This window comes from Pigmentiphaga soli, from assembly GCF_039541095.1.
Classification (GTDB): domain Bacteria; phylum Pseudomonadota; class Gammaproteobacteria; order Burkholderiales; family Burkholderiaceae_B; genus Pigmentiphaga; species Pigmentiphaga soli.
In genome coordinates, this window is sequence record NZ_BAABFO010000039.1 from 1 (window position 1) to 15,363 (window position 15,363).

Annotated in this window: 14 protein-coding genes; 4 read left to right on the forward strand and 10 right to left on the reverse strand. The window is 69.2% G+C overall.

The window, feature by feature from the left end; translation table 11 throughout:
• Window positions 1–51: 51 nt before the first annotated feature.
• The 5 genes from ABD927_RS23575 to ABD927_RS23595 all read right to left on the reverse strand — a co-directional run bounded on the left by ABD927_RS23575 (window position 52) and on the right by ABD927_RS23595 (window position 4,917).
• Window positions 52–1,041, reverse strand: coding sequence for a LysR substrate-binding domain-containing protein (locus ABD927_RS23575; RefSeq protein WP_345252335.1), 990 nt, complete (start codon window positions 1,039–1,041; stop codon window positions 52–54).
• A gap of 75 nt (window positions 1,042–1,116) precedes the next feature.
• Entirely contained in the window at window positions 1,117–2,088 is a 972-nt protein-coding gene (locus ABD927_RS23580; RefSeq protein WP_345252336.1) for a Bug family tripartite tricarboxylate transporter substrate binding protein, read from the reverse strand.
• An 11-nt stretch (window positions 2,089–2,099) separates the two neighbouring features.
• Window positions 2,100–3,194: a mandelate racemase/muconate lactonizing enzyme family protein gene (locus ABD927_RS23585; protein WP_345252337.1), complete on the reverse strand. Its 1,095-nt coding sequence runs from the start codon at window positions 3,192–3,194 to the stop codon at window positions 2,100–2,102.
• Between the two features lie 21 nt (window positions 3,195–3,215).
• Entirely contained in the window at window positions 3,216–3,875 is a 660-nt protein-coding gene (locus tag ABD927_RS23590) for an RraA family protein (protein WP_345252338.1), read from the reverse strand.
• Between the two features lie 73 nt (window positions 3,876–3,948).
• On the reverse strand, window positions 3,949–4,917 hold the full coding sequence (locus ABD927_RS23595) for a tripartite tricarboxylate transporter substrate binding protein (protein ID WP_345252339.1): 969 nt from the start codon (window positions 4,915–4,917) through the stop codon (window positions 3,949–3,951).
• Window positions 4,918–5,146: 229 nt separating this feature from the next.
• Between ABD927_RS23595 and ABD927_RS23600 the strand changes: the two genes are divergently transcribed.
• From ABD927_RS23600 to ABD927_RS23615, 4 genes are all read left to right on the forward strand, one after another.
• Entirely contained in the window at window positions 5,147–6,055 is a 909-nt protein-coding gene (locus ABD927_RS23600) for a LysR family transcriptional regulator (protein ID WP_345252340.1), read from the forward strand.
• 77 nt (window positions 6,056–6,132) lie between these two features.
• Complete coding sequence (locus ABD927_RS23605) at window positions 6,133–7,179, forward strand: mannonate dehydratase (RefSeq protein WP_345252341.1); 1,047 nt, start codon at window positions 6,133–6,135, stop codon at window positions 7,177–7,179.
• A gap of 40 nt (window positions 7,180–7,219) precedes the next feature.
• The gene (locus ABD927_RS23610; protein ID WP_345252342.1) at window positions 7,220–7,729 is read left to right on the forward strand and encodes a hypothetical protein; all 510 of its coding nucleotides are present in this window, start codon (window positions 7,220–7,222) and stop codon (window positions 7,727–7,729) included.
• Window positions 7,730–7,747: 18 nt separating this feature from the next.
• Window positions 7,748–9,643: an ABC transporter ATP-binding protein gene (locus ABD927_RS23615; RefSeq protein WP_345252343.1), complete on the forward strand. Its 1,896-nt coding sequence runs from the start codon at window positions 7,748–7,750 to the stop codon at window positions 9,641–9,643.
• 18 nt (window positions 9,644–9,661) lie between these two features.
• Here ABD927_RS23615 and ABD927_RS23620 read toward each other — a convergent pair whose 3' ends face one another.
• The 5 genes from ABD927_RS23620 to queE all read right to left on the reverse strand — a co-directional run bounded on the left by ABD927_RS23620 (window position 9,662) and on the right by queE (window position 15,329).
• Window positions 9,662–10,633, reverse strand: coding sequence for a Bug family tripartite tricarboxylate transporter substrate binding protein (locus tag ABD927_RS23620; protein WP_345252344.1), 972 nt, complete (start codon window positions 10,631–10,633; stop codon window positions 9,662–9,664).
• A gap of 65 nt (window positions 10,634–10,698) precedes the next feature.
• The gene (locus tag ABD927_RS23625) at window positions 10,699–12,378 is read right to left on the reverse strand and encodes a thiamine pyrophosphate-binding protein (protein WP_345252345.1); all 1,680 of its coding nucleotides are present in this window, start codon (window positions 12,376–12,378) and stop codon (window positions 10,699–10,701) included.
• Between the two features lie 209 nt (window positions 12,379–12,587).
• Window positions 12,588–14,057 (reverse strand): sensor domain-containing diguanylate cyclase, encoded by a 1,470-nt coding sequence (locus ABD927_RS23630; protein ID WP_345252346.1) that lies wholly within the window; start codon window positions 14,055–14,057, stop codon window positions 12,588–12,590.
• Between the two features lie 238 nt (window positions 14,058–14,295).
• On the reverse strand, window positions 14,296–14,700 hold the full coding sequence (locus tag ABD927_RS23635) for a 6-pyruvoyl trahydropterin synthase family protein (RefSeq protein WP_345252347.1): 405 nt from the start codon (window positions 14,698–14,700) through the stop codon (window positions 14,296–14,298).
• A complete protein-coding gene (gene queE, locus ABD927_RS23640) occupies window positions 14,697–15,329 on the reverse strand; it encodes a 7-carboxy-7-deazaguanine synthase (RefSeq protein WP_345252348.1) in 633 nt (210 codons plus the stop codon). The genes ABD927_RS23635 and queE overlap by 4 nt, the downstream gene beginning before the upstream one ends.
• Window positions 15,330–15,363: the final 34 nt, after the last annotated feature.

Below are 15,363 nucleotides of genomic sequence, written 5' to 3' on the forward strand. Positions count from 1 at the left end.
AAGGCCTTATCCTAACCATATCTTGTGACGGCGAATTTACGGGACAGAACACTAGCCAGCCGCCGCCGGCGATACGGCCGGCAGGACCGAACGTGCGGCATCCGCGGCCGGCGTGACCGCGACGGCCCCCGGCGCGGCGGCCGACAGCTCGGCCGCGATGACGTCCACCATCCATTCGTGGAAGACGCGCGCCGCGCGTGTCTGCCGGTTCGCCGGAGCGCTGACCACATAGTGCGCCGTACGCCGCGCCACCGGCCGCCCGAACGGCCGCAGCAGCGCGCCGCTGGCGAAATCGCGCCCCAGGTGCGGCAGTTGCCCGATGGCGATGCCCAGCCCTTCGATCGCCGCCTGCCAAGTCAGCACCGAAATGCTGAACGTCATGCGCTCGGTGTCGGCGGCCCAATGCGCCAGGCCGGTGGCCGCCAGCCAGTCGTCCCAGTCGCGCCGGCGGTTGCGCGACACCAGCAGCCGGTGGCCGAGCAGCGTCTCGGGGCGGTCCGGATCGGCGCCGTAGCGGGCCAGATAGTCAGGCGAGCACACGGGCTCGATGCGATCTTCGAAAACGAACTCGGCGTGTGCCTTGGGCCAGCGGCCGTCGCCCTGCACGACGCTGATGTCGACTGGATCGCGATCGTATTCGAAATCGACGTCGGGCAGAGCGTTGATGACGTGGACCTGGATCTTCGGATGCTGCCGCTGGAAGTCGGGCAGGTGCGGGATCAGCCATTTGGCGGCGAACGTCGTCGGGGTGCGGACCCGCACGCTGCTGTCGCTCTTGTCCAGCGACTCGCTGGCGCGCGCGATTTCTTCGAACGCGGGAATGATCTGCTCGGCATACATGGCGCCCTGCCGCGTCAGCGTCATGCCACGCCGCCCGCGCCGGAACAGCTTCTTCTCCAGGTAGGACTCCAGCACGGTGATCTGGCGGCTGACGGCCGACTGCGTGACATGCAGCTCCTGCGCGGCGGTGGTCAGGTTCTGGGTACGCGCCACGACTTCGAAAACGCGCAGCGGATTGAGCGGTGGAATGCGCCTAGCCATGATGCGACCCGAAAGGAGGAACGACGCGGAAATTATATAAAGCCGCGTTCCCCCCGGATCGGACGTCCCGGCGCTTCAATCCGGCTGTATGTTCGCCGCCTTGGCCACCGCGCCCCAGGTGGCCAGGTCGTGCATGAAGATCTGCTTGAACTCCGACGGCGGGTGGGCCGTGGGCACGTAGCCGCTCTTGATGAAATAGTCGCGCACGCTGTCCTGGGCCAGCGCGGTGCGCAGCGCGCCGTAGATGCGGTCGATCACGGGGGCGGGCGTGCCGGCCGGCGCGAACCAGGAGTGCCAGCCGGTCGACATGTCGAAGCCGGGCACGCCGGCCTCGTCGATGGTCGGCACGTCGGGGATGATGTCCAGCCGCTTCGAGGTGGAATAGCCCACCGCGCGCAGCTGGCCGTTCTTCAGGTAGGGCGCGGCCACCGCGGCCGGTACGAACATGGCCTGGATGTCGCCCGCCACCAGCCCGTTGAGCGCCGGCCCGGCGCCTTTGTAAGGCACGTGCTGCATGTGCGTGCCGGCCTTCTGGTCGAAGGCGTTGCCGATCAGGTGCATGCTGTTGCCCACGCCCGGCGAGCCGTACGACGACGGATGGGTCTTCGCGTATTCGATGAACTCGCGCAGGTTCCTGGCCGGCAGCTTGGGATTGATGACCAGCACCGCGCCCTGCCCCACCAGCGCGTCGGTGATGGGCAGGAAATCGCGCACGGTGTCGTACGGCAGCTTCTTGTAGATCGACGGGTTGAGCACGATGCCGATCGAGGTGTGCAGCAGCGTGTAGCCGTCGGGCTGCGACTTGGCCACCATGTCGTAGGCGATGATGCCGTTGGCGCCGCCGCGGTTGTCGACCACCACCGGCTGGCCCAGGATGGGTTCGACCGCCCGCGCCAGCATGCGCGCGTTGACGTCGACCGCGCCGCCGGGCGGGAACGGCACCACCAGCCTCAGCGGCCGGGTGGGAAAGGATTCGCCTTGCGCCCGCGCGGCGGACGAGGCCAGGCCGCCGATCGCGGCCGACAGAAGAAAATTGCGACGATCCATGTTGTGTCTCCTCATGCCGCTGCGTAGCGGGCCAGCACACCTTCGTCGAAGGTCAGCCCCAGCCCAGGCCTGTCGGGCACCTGCAGCAGGCCGTTCTTCATTTCCAGCTTTTCGTTGAACAGCGGACTGGCCCACGGCATGTATTCCACCGTCAGGCCGTTGGGGATGGCCGCCACCAGGTGCGCGTGGACCTCCGGGATCAGATGGCTGACCACCGGCAGGTTGAAGGCTTCTGCCATGCCGGCGATCTTCATCCAGCCCGTGATGCCGCCCGCGCGCATCAGGTCGATCATCACGATGTCGACCGCGTTGGCCTGCATCAGGTGCCGCATCGGCGCGATGCCGTAGAGGTATTCGCCGGCCGCCAGCGGCGTATCGAGCGCCTCGGCCACCCGCGCCATCCCGGGCGGGTCGTCGTGGGCGACGATGTCTTCCAGCCAGTAGAGGTGGAATTCTTCCAGCCGCCGGCCCAGCGAGATCGCCTGCCGCACGTTCCAGCGCTGGTTGATGTCGCACATCAGGTCGACGTCGGGGCCGATGGCCTCGCGCACCAGCCGGATGCGCTCCAGCTCGCGGGCATTCGACGCCGGCCCGTGCAGCGCGAGCTGCATCTTCATCTGGGTAAAGCCTTTTTCCAGCAGGCGCGGGCCGGCCTGGACCACTTGTTCGAGCGGGAATTCGCGCATCATCGCGCCGCTGGCGTAGGCCGGCACCTCGGTGCGGAAGCCGCCCAGCAGGCGCGACACCGATGCGCCGAGCGCCTTGCCCTTGATGTCCCACATGGCGAGGTCGAGCGCGGCCACCGCCAGCGTGAAGATGCCCGCCGGGCCGCTCGGCCGCGCGCGCTGTCGCAGCAGGTCCAGCACCGCCTCGGGCCGCATCGGGTCCTGCCCCACGGCCAGCGCGGCCAGCTGTTCGAGCCCGCTGCGCAGCGTGGCCACCAGGGCGGCGCCGAAATAGGTGATGCCGATGCCTTCGATGCCCTCGTCGGTGCGCAGGCGCAGCGTAACGAAGCTGCGGCCGGCGCCGGCCACGGTGGGGCCGTCGGCCAGGGGTTCGTCGGCCGGCAGGGTGACGAGCTGGGTGTGGAATCCGGTGATTTTCATGCGCTATCCGGTGGCGGGCCGTCAGCCCTGTTTCTTGCGACGAGAAATGGCGGCCAGCTCTTCGAGCGGCGCCTGGCGGGCGATGGCCAGCTCCATCTCCTTCTCGACCACGCCTACGTGCTGCGCGGCGGCCACGATCTCGGCCTCGCGTTCGCGCGGAATCACCACCAGCCCGTCGCAGTCGCCGACGATGATGTCGCCCGGCCGCAGCTGCGCGCCGGCGAAGGCGACCGGCACGTTGGCCGCCGTCAGTTCCAGGTGGGTGGAATACGGCCGCGTGCCGGCGCCGCGCGCGAATACGGGCACGTCGAGACCGGCCACTTCGTCGTGGTCGCGGATGCCGCCGTCCACGCAGATGCCGGCCAGCCCGCGGTACATCCCGACGTGGGCCTGGTTCTCGCCCAGCAGCCAGCACGGCGTGCCGCCCGCGGCGATCGCCAGCACCTCGCCGGGCTGCGCGATGTTGCGCATCACCTCGTAGTGGTTCGGCGCCTTGGGGCCGGTGCCGCGCTTGGGCAGGTACTGCACCGTCACGGCGCGCCCGGCGAAGCTGCGGCGCACGGGCGAAACGGGCCGCACGCCGTCGGTCCAGCCGCAAACGCCCAGGCGCGACATGGCGTCGACCAGCCAGCCGGTGGGCAGCGAGCGGACCTGTTCGATGATGGATTCTTGATTCGACATGGAAGCGGCATCGATGAGAGAGGGAAACGGACACTGCGGCGCCCGCGGGCGCCGCCGGCGCGGAAGGCGACGCTCAGCGGTCCGGCGTCGCCTCCCAGATCTTCGAGAAGAAGGCCTTCTGCTGCGGCATGCGCCTGGCCCAGTCGGCGCCCGACTGGAACAGGATGGTCGGCGCCTGGTCCTGCACCTTGGCCAGGAAGTCCGGGTTGCGCAGCGTGGCCTGGATCGCGTATTCCAGCTTGGACAGGATCTCGGGCGGCACGCCGCGCGGCGCGGCGAAACCGCGCTCCGAGGAAATCGCGATGTCGTAGCCCTGTTCCTTGGCGGTCGGCACCTTGTCGAGGAAGGCGCGCCGCGCGGGCGAGAACTGGGCGATGGCGCGCAGCCGGCTGTCGCCCTGCGAGGCCGACAGGTACTCCGTGGCGCCCATCACGGCCAGGTCGATGTGGCCGCCGCTGAGCGAGGTGCGGATGTCGCCGGCGCCCTTGAACGGCACCACGTTGAGCTTGACGCCGGCGGCCGCCAGCGAACGCGCGACCATGTCGCCGTTGGTGCCGACGCCGTTGGTGGCCAGCGACAGCTGCTCGGGCTTGCCGGCCAGGAAACGCGCGGCCTCGGCCAGGCTGTCGAACTTGGTGCGCGGGCCGGCCACCAGCACGGCGGGGTCGTCCATCGCGCGCGCCACCGGCACGATGGCGGCCGCATCGTACGACGACAGGCCCCGGATCTGGTTGGTCAGGAAGGCCGGGGTGGCCATCATCGCGATGGTGTAGCCGTCGGGCTTGGCGCGCGCCAGCTGGCTCCAGGCGATGTCGCCCGAGGCGCCGGGGCGGTTGACCACGACGAACTTGGCGTTGCCGCCCAGCAGCTTTTCCATGAAGGGCGCCATCATGCGCGGCATGACGTCGTTGGCGCCGCCGGGGGCGAAGCCCACCAGGATCTCGATGGGCTGGTCGTCGGGCCAGGCGGCGTGCGCCGCCGGCGCGGCCGCCACCATGAATGCCGTCGCCAGCGCGGCGACGTGTCGGTATTGCCTTGTCACTACTGTCTCCTCGCAGGCTGTTGCCTGGCCGTCCCGCTGCGCTGCCGGCGCATCCGGCGGCGCCGGGGACGGCCGGCATCCTGTCTCCCCGGCCGCCTGCCGATATCGGATCCGGTGTCCGGTGCGAAGCGATAGTAAGACGATTCATTGATTCCGTCTGCTTGATTATTTTTTATATTTGATCGCTAATATTGATCGATTGAACAAGCCTGGACCTGAGGCGCGCGCCGTGGAATTGCGGGATCTCAAATACTTCGTCGCCATCGCCGAAAGCGGCAACACGCGCCGCGCCGCCGCGCTGATGCACCGCAGCCAGCCGACGCTGATCAAGGCCGTCGACCGCCTGGAGGCCTCGCTGGGCGTGCGGCTGTTCGAACGCGACGGCCGCGGCCAGACGCTGAGCGCCGCCGGGCGGGCGCTGCTGAACCGGGCCACCTCGCTGCTGGGCATGGCCGACGACGTGCGCAACGAGGTCGATGCGCACGGCCGCGGCACCGCAGGGCTGGTGCGGCTGGGCTGCGGGCCGCTGGGCGCGGAATACCTGCTGCCGCGGATCTCGCTGTTGCTGCTGGCCGAGGCGCCCGACATCGCGCTGCAGGTGCGGGTATCGATCAACTACGAGATGCGGCGCGAGCTGCGCGAAGGCACGCTCGACCTGATCCTCGGCTTCGTGCCCGACGGCGAGGACCAGGAATTCGCGTTCCGCACGCTGCTCAAGGACACCGTGGTGGTGGCCGCGCGCCGCGGCCACCCGGTGTTCCGCCGCCGCAACCTGCGGCTCGATGCGCTGGCGCCGTACCGCTGGGCGCTGCCCAATACCTCCGTGCCCAGCCGCACCTGGCTGGACGCGGTATTCGAGCGCCAGGGCCTGGCCCGCCCCGTGCCCCAGATCGAAACCAATTCGCTGTCGCTGATCCCGCAGGTGGTGGCCGAGACCGACCTGCTGGGCTTCGTGTCGCGCCGCATGCTGGCCGGCGTCGATGCGCTGCGCGAAGTCCCGCTGGCCGGCACCACGCTGTACCGCAACTTCGGCGTCACCTATCTGAAGGACCGCCCGCAATCGCCCGTGGTGGAGCGGCTGGCCGCGCTGCTGCACGCCAAGGCCGCTCCTTTGTTCAAAGGCACGGCGAACAACTAGAATGCGCGTCGAACGGACCGCCGCTGCCGCGGTCCACATGGAGACGACGCCGGTGCGGCGCATGGAGGAAGGGCACTATGAAGATCGTGGAACGCTTGATCCTGGACCAGTCGCTGACCGACGACAACATCGCCTACCTGAGGCAGCTGGGCGTGGACCAGTTGACCGTCGCCTTTCTCGACATGGGCGTGAACGACCCGACCGGCAGGTCGTCGCTGTCGCGGCTGCGCGAAGGCGCGTACTACGAACTGGACGATCTGGTCGCATTGAAGCAGTGGGTCGAGGCGCGCGGCATGACGGTGGCGGCGCTCGGGCTGCCGAACTTCCGCCGCTGGGACAAGGTGTTCTTCGGCTTGCCCGGCCGCGACGAGCAGATCGAAGACCTGTGCCGGACGGTGCGCAACATGGGCCGCGCCGGCATCCCGATCCTGCAGAGCGCCTGGCACTACAACGCCGGCGCGCCGATCCCGCTGTGGCGCACGTCGATCGAGGAGGGCCGCGGCGGCGCCAAGATCACCCGCTTCGAAAGCGCGCTGGTGCAGGGCGTGCCGCCGTCGCGCTACGGCACGCTGGCCGAGGAAGACGCGTGGGACAACTTCCTGTACTTCCTGCGCGCCATCGTGCCGGTGGCCGAGGAAAGCGGCGTCACGCTGACCATCCACCCGTCCGACCCGCAGGTGCCGGCCATCGCCGGCGTGGCCCGCATCGTGCGCAGCGCGGAGGCCTACGACCGGATGTTGGCCGCGGTGCCCAGCCCCGCGCTGGCCATGACCTTCTGCCTGGGCTGTTTCGCGCAGATGATGGAGCCCGAGGCCGTGTACCGCGCGATCGACCATTTCGGCCGGCAGGGCCGGATCGGCTACGTGCACTTCCGCGGCGTGCAGGGCACGCCGGAGAAATTCGACGAAGTGTTTCCCGACGAAGGCAAGCTCGACATGATCCGGACGATGAGGGCGCTGCGCGCGGCCGGGTACGCAGGCCTGGTGCAGCCCGACCACGCGCCCCACGTGACCGGCGACACCGACTACGGCCACGCCAGCCACGCGTTCCAGATCGGCTATCTGCGCGGCGTGCTGCAGGCCGCGCAAACGGACGGCGACGCGGGGCGGGCGCCGGGGATGTGATAATCGACGGAGCGCCCCGCCGCGGCGCAAGGAAACCGTCATGAGCTATACGCTGGAACAATTCGCCGCCGACTGCCGTGCGGCCCTGCTGGCCGAACCGGGGCCGGCGGGGCGCGAGCAGGTCCGCCGCCACGTGGAACGTGCCTGTTCCGATGCCGACTTCGTGGCCGACAACGTCCGCCCCGACCAGGCGCAGGAACGGCATTTGCTGTACGAGGACCCCGATCTCGGCTTCTGCATCCTGGCGCACGTCTATCGCGGCGCGCGCCACAGCGGGCCGCACGACCATGCCGACAGCTGGGCCATCTACGGCCAGGCCGAGGGCGTGACCGAGATGACCGACTGGCGCGTGCTCGAACGGCCCGCCGCCGGCCGGCCCGGCAAGGTGGCGGCCGAGCGGGTCTATTCGCTCACGCCGGGGGTCGCCTATCTGTACAACGAAGGCGACGTCCACTCGCCCAGCCGCGCCGCCGACACGCGGCTGATCCGCATCGAAGGCGTCAACCTGCTGGGCAGGAAGCGCGACAGATACGAGGTGGTCCAGGCCTAGCGGCCGGGGATCTTCCGCATGGTTCGCAGGAAAATCGATTTGCGGGGGCAGGCCTTCCGGGACGTCCTCGGCTTCACTTTCAGGCATTGGGGCCGGCAGCCCTGGCGCATCGTGTTCATCGGCCTGTCGGCGCTGCTGTCGGCGGGCGCCGACGTTCTGGTGCCGCTGATGGCCGGGCGCCTGGTCGGCGCCGTGGCCGCGGGCGCGGCCGACGATGGCGCCTGGCGCACCGCCGTCACCGCGCTGGCCACGCTGATTTCGCTCGGCGTCTGCGCCGCGCTGCTGCGCCAGAGCATGTTCCGCAACATCATCTCGTTCACGCTGAAGATGATGAGCGAGATCGGCGCCGGCGCCTTCCACCGCGTGCAGCGCTTCTCCAGCGACTGGCACGCCAACAGCTTCGCCGGCTCCACCGTGCGCAAGATCACGCGCGGCATGTGGGCGCTCGACCTGCTCAACGACACGCTCTTGATCGCGCTGCTGCCGTCGCTGGTGATGCTGCTCGGCTCCACGGTGCTGCTGGCCTTCCACTGGCCGGTCATGGGCCTGGTGGTGGGGCTGGCCTCGCTGCTGTACATCGCGATTACCGTCACGCTGTCGCTGGCCTACGTGGCGCCGTCGGCGCGCCTGGCCAATAGCTGGGACACGCGGATGGGCGGCGCGCTGGCCGACGCCGTCACCTGCAACGCGGTGGTCAAGGCCTTCGGCGCCGAAGAGCGCGAAGAGGCGCGTCTGGCGCGGGTGATCGGCAAATGGAAGCTGCGCACCCGGCGCACCTGGAGCCGCGGCACCACCAACGGCGGCGTGCAGAGCGCGCTGCTGCTGGCCATGCAGGCCGCGGTGCTGGGCTCGGTGCTGGTGCTGTGGCGCAACGGCCGGGCCGGCGTCGGCGACATCACCTACGCGCTGACGATGTTCTCGATGCTGCAGGCCTATCTGCGCGACATCGGCATGCACTTCCGCAACCTGCAGCGTTCGGTCAACGACATGGAAGAGCTGGTGGCGATGGAAGGCCAGCCGCTGGGCGTGGAAGACCGCCCCGGCGCGCCGGCCATCGCCATCGACCGCGGCGAGATCCGTTTCGATCACGTGGGCTTTCGCTACGCCGGCCATGCCACGCCGCTGTACGACGACTTCAACGTGCGCATCGCCCCGGGCGAGCGGGTCGGGCTGGTAGGCCATTCGGGCTCCGGCAAGACGACCTTCGTCAAGCTGATCCAGCGCCTGTACGACGTGACCGCCGGCCGCATCCTGATCGACGGCCAGGACATCGCCGCCGTCCGGCAGGCCTCGCTGCGCCGGCAGATCGCCATCGTCCAGCAGGAGCCGCTGCTGTTCCACCGCACGCTGGCCGAGAACATCGCCTATGCCCGCCCCGGCGCCACCCGCGAACAGATCGAGCGCGCGGCGCGCCAGGCCAGCGCGCACGACTTCATCATGCAGCTGCCGCGCGGTTATGACACGCTGGTGGGCGAACGCGGCGTCAAGCTGTCGGGCGGCGAGCGCCAGCGCGTGGCGATCGCGCGCGCCTTCCTGGCCGACGCGCCCATCCTGATCCTGGACGAAGCCACTTCCAGCCTCGATAGCGAAAGCGAAGTGCTGATCCAGCGCGCGATGGAGCGGCTGATGGAAGGCCGCACCACGCTGGTCGTGGCGCACCGGCTGTCCACCGTGCGCGCGCTGGACCGGCTGCTGGTGCTGGACAAGGGCAAGCTGGTGGAGGAAGGCAGCCATGCCGAACTGATCCGCATCCCCGGCGGCCAGTACCGGCGCCTGTTCGAACGGCAGGCGCTGGAACTGACGCGCGGGCTCACGCTGGCCGATGGGGCGCTGGCGGGCGCGAAGGCCGCGAGCCCCGAGGAAACCTGGCCGGAAGACGACGAGCCGGCGGCCATCCGGCACGAGGCGGGGTGAGCAGGCGGCCAGGCGCGCCTAGTCGATCTTGCCGATCTTCTGCACGGCCGCCGCCAGCTTCGCGGTGTCGTCCCGCCAATAGGCCTGGAACTCGGCGGCGTCCTGGTATTGCACGGATATGCCCACGTCCTCGATGGCCTGCCTGACCTTGGCATCCTGCGCCGCGAAGCGGGCGGCCGCGCGCAGTTTGTCGACGACGGCGGACGGCGTGGCGGCCGGCACGAATACGCCCGACCACTGGGCGAAAGACACCGGATAGCCGGCCTCGGTCAGGCTCGGCACGTCGGGCAGCGATGCGATCCGGCCCGTGCCCCAGTGCGCCAGCACGCGCAGGCGTCCGGCCTTGACCTGCTGCATGACCGATGCGGGCGAACCGATGATGGATTCGATCTGGCCGCCCAGCACGTCGACGACCGCGGGCGCCGCGCCGGCATAGGGTACGTGCTGCAGGCGCAGGTTCGCCGCCGACTTGAAGGCCTCCATGAAAATGTGCAGCGCGCCGTAGGTGCCCGGCGAGCCGTAGGTGATGTCGCGCTTGTGCGCTTCGGCCACGTAGTCGCCGATGGTCTTCCACGGACTGTCGGCGCGCACGGCCAGCACGACCGTATCGGCGGTGATGCGGGCGATCGGCCTGAACTGGCCGAGCGTGAACATCGGTTCGCGGCCCATGACCTTGTCCGTCTCCGGCAGTATCGATATGGAAGGCAGGGACATCAGGATGGTGTAGCCGTCCGGCGCCGACTTCGCCACGTGGGCGATGCCGATCCGGCCGGCCGCGCCGCCGCGGTTTTCCACCACCACCGTCTGCCCGAGCGCCCGCCCCATGGCCTCGGCCACCGGGCGGGCGATGTTGTCGGACACGCCGCCGGGCGTGAACGGCACCACCATCGTTATCGGCCTGGCGGGCCAGTCGGCCTGCGCCCGCGCAGCGGCCGGGGCCAGCCCGCAGGCAAGCATCGCCGCAACGGCGAAGTACGACATCTTGCGCATGGAATCTCCTTTGATGAGTGCAATACGTGGGCGGGCGCGCCTTGCGCACCCTGTGGATGGCCCGCTCAACGGGCAAGGCTCTTGTTGCGCAGCTCGGTGAGCGTCATCTGGGGCTTGATCGCCTCGGGGTCGATGCGCAGTTCGATCAGCGCGCCGCGCTCGGCCTCGAGGGCGCGCCCGAAGCAGGCGGGAAAGTCTTCGGTTCTTTCCACCCTGAATCCCTCGAGCCCGTAGGAAGACGCGAGCGCGGGGAAATCGGGGTTCTCGAGCGTGGTGCCGAACACCCGGCCGGGATAGTGGATCTCCTGGTGCATGCGGATGCTGCCGTACATGCCGTTGTTGACCACGATGAAAATGATGCGCAGCCCGTACTGCTTCGCGGTGGCGAGTTCCTGGCTGTTCATCAGGAAACAGCCGTCGCCGGCGAAGCAGATCACGCGCCTGTCCGGATGGACCAGGGCGGCGGCGCAGGCCGCCGGCGTGCCATATCCCATGACGCCGCTGGTCGGCGCCAGCTGGGTGCGGAAGCCGCGATACTGATAGAAGCGATGGACCCACGAGGCATAGTTGCCCGCGCCGTTGGTCACGATCGTGTCGGCCGGCACGTGGCGGCGGATATGCGTGACGACCTCGCTCAGATTCAGCCTTCCCGGCGTCGGTACCGGCGCGAGGCGTTCCAGGTAGTCGTCGCGGGCGGATGCCGTCCATGCCCCCCACGAGACGGCTGCGGCCGGCGCCAGGGCGCGCGCCGCGCGTGCGAACTCCGGCATGCCGGCATTGATCGCCAGGTCGGGGTGGTAGACCTTGCCGAGTTCCTCCACGTCGGGATGGATGTGGACGAACGCCGCCTTGAGCTTCGGGATGTCGAACAGCGTGTAGCCGGCGGTCGTGGTTTCGCTCAGGCGCGCCCCGGCCGCGATCACCAGATCGGCGTCGCGCAGGCGCTGCGCCAGCCTGGGGTTGATGCCCGAACCGATGTCGCCCGCGTATTGGGCATGGGTGTTGTCGAACAGGTCCTGCCGCCGGAAGGCGGTGCCGACCGGCAGCCCGAAGGCCTCGGCGAACGCCGCGATGCCGTCGCAGGCCTGCGCGTTCCAGCCGCCCCCGCCCAGGATCAGCACGGGGCGGCGCGCGGCCGCGAGCAGTTCGCGCAGCGACTTCATCTGGGCGTCGCCCGCATGTGCAGCGGTCCGTCCCGCCACGCCGGCGTCCGGCACGGCGATCTGGCGGTAGAGAAGGTCTTCCGGCAGGGCGATGACGACAGGCCCCGGCCTGCCGGAGGTGGCGACGTGGAAGGCGCGGCTCAGCAGTTCGGGCATGCGCTCCAGGTGATCGATCTGCGTCGCCCATTTGGCCAGCGCGCCGAACGTGCGCCGCACGTCGATCTCCTGCCACGCTTCGCGTTCGAGGCAATCGGTGCCCACCTGGCCTACCAGCAGGATCATCGGCGTCGAATCGTGGCGCGCGGTGTGCACGCCGATGCTGGCGTTGGTGGCGCCGGGGCCGCGCGTGACCAGGCAGATGCCCGGCTTGCCGGTCAGCTTGCCGTAGGCCTCCGCCATGTGCGCGGCGGCGCCTTCCTGGCGGCAGACGATGGTGCGAATCGTCCCGCTCGCGGCGTGCAACGCATCGAGCACCGGCAGGAAGCTCTCGCCGGGAACGCAGAATGCATGATCGACGCCGTGGATCTTGAGGGCATCGACCACCATCTGGCCGCCGGTTCTGGGGATGGGGGCTGGCGCCATGCAAGGGTCTCCTTTGTGTGGTCCGGCAAGGGCCCCGGAAGCAGGGCTCTGTGCGAAGCGGACAAATTGCTTCTCTTTTTATTGCGCTATGCGCAAATTCAGGAGCAAATGGTAAGGAAACCGGGCCAGCCGGCGCACTACCCGACAGTCTGGTGGGCTACCTGGGGGTCGGATTTTCGGCGCAACCCGGCTATCCGGGCGTCGGCCCTTCAAGCGGCCGGCGCTTGGAACGCGCCGCCTGCCACCACAACCCGGTTGCGCCCCGCCGCCTTGGCTTCGTACAAGGCCTTGTCCGCCGCTTCCTGGAAGGCTGCCATCGACATTTCGGACGTGGGATGGACGGCGTTGACGCCGATGCTGACGGTGAACGGCGGCAGTCCGGCGTCGAGGCTCTCGCAGGCGGCGCGGATGCGCTCTGCAACGGCCAGCGCGCCTTCGCGGGTGGTGTCGGGCAGCACGACGGCGAATTCCTCGCCGCCGTAGCGGGCGCACAGGTCGCCCACGCGCTGGGCGGCCGCAGCCACGATCCGGCCGAGCGCCCTGAGCACTTCGTCGCCTCGCGCATGGCCATGCCGGTCATTGAGCTGCTTGAAGCCGTCCACGTCCAGCAGCAGCAGGGCCAGCGGCGAGCCGGTGCGCGCGGTGCGGCGCCACTCGCGGCGCAGCATGTCGTCGTAGCGGCGGCGGTTGGCCAGGCCGGTAAGCGGATCGGTCAGCGAAAGCCGGGCCAGGTCGGCCTCGATGATGGCGCGCGAGCGGAACTCGCGGCGCAGCAGCAGCGACAGCGCGACGATGATCGCGCAGGTCACCAGCGTCAGGCCGCCGGTGACGATCGAACGCTCGCGCCAGGCTTCGAACATATCGCCGGTGGCGAAGGCGACGTTGACGATCAGCGGCTGGCCCGGCACGTGCGTGAAGGTGTAGTAGCGTTCAATGCCGTCCACCACCGCCGTGCCGACGAAGGCGCCCGAGCCCATCTCCTGCATGCGCCTGAACACGTCGCTCTGCGAAATGTCGGTCCCGACCTGGCCCTGGCGGTCGCGCGGCGGCTGCCGCGCCAGGATCTTGCCATCGCCGCTGAGCAGCAGCAGCGCGCCCTGCGGCCCCATGTCGATGGTCGACAGAAAGGACTCGATGTAGGCCAGCCGGATGGAGATCGCGACCACGCCCGCGAAGCTGCCATCCGGCCGGGAAATCCGCCGGCTGAGCGCGATGCTGGTGCCGGGGGTGACCCGGTTGGCGAAAGGCTTGCTGACGTAGACGCCGACGTGCGGATCGTCGCGATGGACGGTGAAATAGTCGCGGTCCGCGAAATTGAGGCCGGTGGGCACCGAGGACGACGCCATGATCACGTCGCCTTTGGCGTCCAGTTCCAGCACGCCGCTGACATAGGCGTTGCTCTGCGCGGCCAGTTCCAGCATCAGGCGTTTGGCCTCGTCCGGCAGGCCGCGGGTCTGCGGCGAATGCAGCGCGCCGTAGGCGAAATTCAGGGCCGCCGTGTACAGCCGCATGTGCTGGTCCATATAGCCGGTCACGCTCTGGCGCAGGTTCTCGGCCGCGCGGCGGCCCCGCTCCCAGGCGTACTGGTAGGTCTGCCACAGGGTCACGGCCGACACGATCAGGACGAGCGCGGCCGTCGACAGGCTGCCGAAGAAAAGGAAATGCGCGATACCCGGCACCGCAGGCCCGTCACGGGCCGGCGTTGCGCTGCTGGCCGGCGGACGGGCGGCCCTCCTCAGGAATCCTGGCATTGGCACGCCCCAGCGAAGACGGCGGAATTTTATCCTTCGCTATGTATGAGTGTGCACACGCTTTCGGCACTTGCGGCGGCAAGCGATGATAAACAAATGTAAACCCAATCGGGCCAAGGCCTTGGGGGAAGCGTTCGCCCGGCCCGCCGGCTGGCAGCCGTGGTCTTCAGCCGGCCCTGGCGGGCCGCCAGCGCAGCACGCATTTGTCGCCGCTGGCGCGGCGTTCGACGGTCACGGCCGATAACAGGGGCAGCCCCGGCTCCAGCTGGCGGCGGATGAAACCGCAGAGGTTTTCCAGGGTGGCCGGCCGCAGGCCGGGCACTTCGTCGAGGAAGTGGTGGTCGAGCATGTCGCGCACGCGCGCGATCTCCTGGCGCAGGAAGGCCAGGTCCATCAGCATGCCCGAAGCCGGATCGGGCACGCCGCTCAGGGTGACCTCGGCCTCGTAGGTATGGCCGTGGATGCGCCGGCTACCGGCGGTTTCGATTTCGCGCTCCAGGGTATGGGCCGCCTCGAAGAAAAAGCGCTGCGACAGCTCGTAGATGGCATCGGAAGAAGCGGAAGTCGTCATCGGATGTTCAATACTTTGTGGGTCTGCATCGACAGGCGCCATTGCGGGTGCGCCTGGCAATAGGCGATGGCGGCACGCGTATTTTCGCGCACCTGCGGGCCGTCCATCGGCTGCAGCAGCAGATGCCGGAAACCGGAGCCGTCCACCGCTTCGGGCGGCAGGCCCGGCTGCGGGTAGACCAGCTTGAGTTCGTGCCCGCTGCGCTGCACCCAGGTGGCGCCGGCCTTGGGGCTGACGCAGATCCAGTCGATCCCGGGCGGCGCGGCCACCGTGCCGTTGGTTTCGACGGCGACCTCGAACTCGTGCGCATGCAGCGCGTCGATCAGCGCGGCGTCGACCTGCAGCAGCGGTTCGCCGCCGGTCAGGACGACGTAGCGGTGCCCGGCGCCGGCCGGCCACTGGGCGGCGATGCGCGCCGCCAGCAGGCCGGCCGTGGAGAACTTGCCGCCGAGCGTGCCGTCGGTGCCGACGAAATCGGTATCGCAGAATTGGCAGACCGCATCCGGGCGGTCGGCCTCGCGGCCGGTCCACAGGTTACAGCCGGCGAAGCGGCAGAATACCGCCGGCCGGCCCGCGCGCAGGCCTTCGCCCTGGAGCGTGTAGAAGATCTCTTTGACGCTGTAAGTCATATCGCCGCCCCCCGTCGCGGGGTGCATAAATATG

Bases quoted from the DNA above. Each gene is read 5' to 3' on its own strand.
- ABD927_RS23575 (WP_345252335.1), bottom strand. From the start codon at position 1,041: ATGGCTAGGCGCATTCCACCGCTCAATCCGCTGCGCGTTTTCGAAGTC.
- ABD927_RS23580 (WP_345252336.1), bottom strand. From the start codon at position 2,088: ATGGATCGTCGCAATTTTCTTCTGTCGGCCGCGATCGGCGGCCTGGCC.
- ABD927_RS23585 (WP_345252337.1), bottom strand. From the start codon at position 3,194: ATGAAAATCACCGGATTCCACACCCAGCTCGTCACCCTGCCGGCCGAC.
- ABD927_RS23590 (WP_345252338.1), bottom strand. From the start codon at position 3,875: ATGTCGAATCAAGAATCCATCATCGAACAGGTCCGCTCGCTGCCCACC.
- ABD927_RS23605 (WP_345252341.1), top strand. From the start codon at position 6,133: ATGAAGATCGTGGAACGCTTGATCCTGGACCAGTCGCTGACCGACGAC.
- ABD927_RS23610 (WP_345252342.1), top strand. From the start codon at position 7,220: ATGAGCTATACGCTGGAACAATTCGCCGCCGACTGCCGTGCGGCCCTG.
- ABD927_RS23615 (WP_345252343.1), top strand. From the start codon at position 7,748: ATGGTTCGCAGGAAAATCGATTTGCGGGGGCAGGCCTTCCGGGACGTC.
- ABD927_RS23620 (WP_345252344.1), bottom strand. From the start codon at position 10,633: ATGCGCAAGATGTCGTACTTCGCCGTTGCGGCGATGCTTGCCTGCGGG.
- ABD927_RS23625 (WP_345252345.1), bottom strand. From the start codon at position 12,378: ATGGCGCCAGCCCCCATCCCCAGAACCGGCGGCCAGATGGTGGTCGAT.
- ABD927_RS23635 (WP_345252347.1), bottom strand. From the start codon at position 14,700: ATGACGACTTCCGCTTCTTCCGATGCCATCTACGAGCTGTCGCAGCGC.
- queE (WP_345252348.1), bottom strand. From the start codon at position 15,329: ATGACTTACAGCGTCAAAGAGATCTTCTACACGCTCCAGGGCGAAGGC.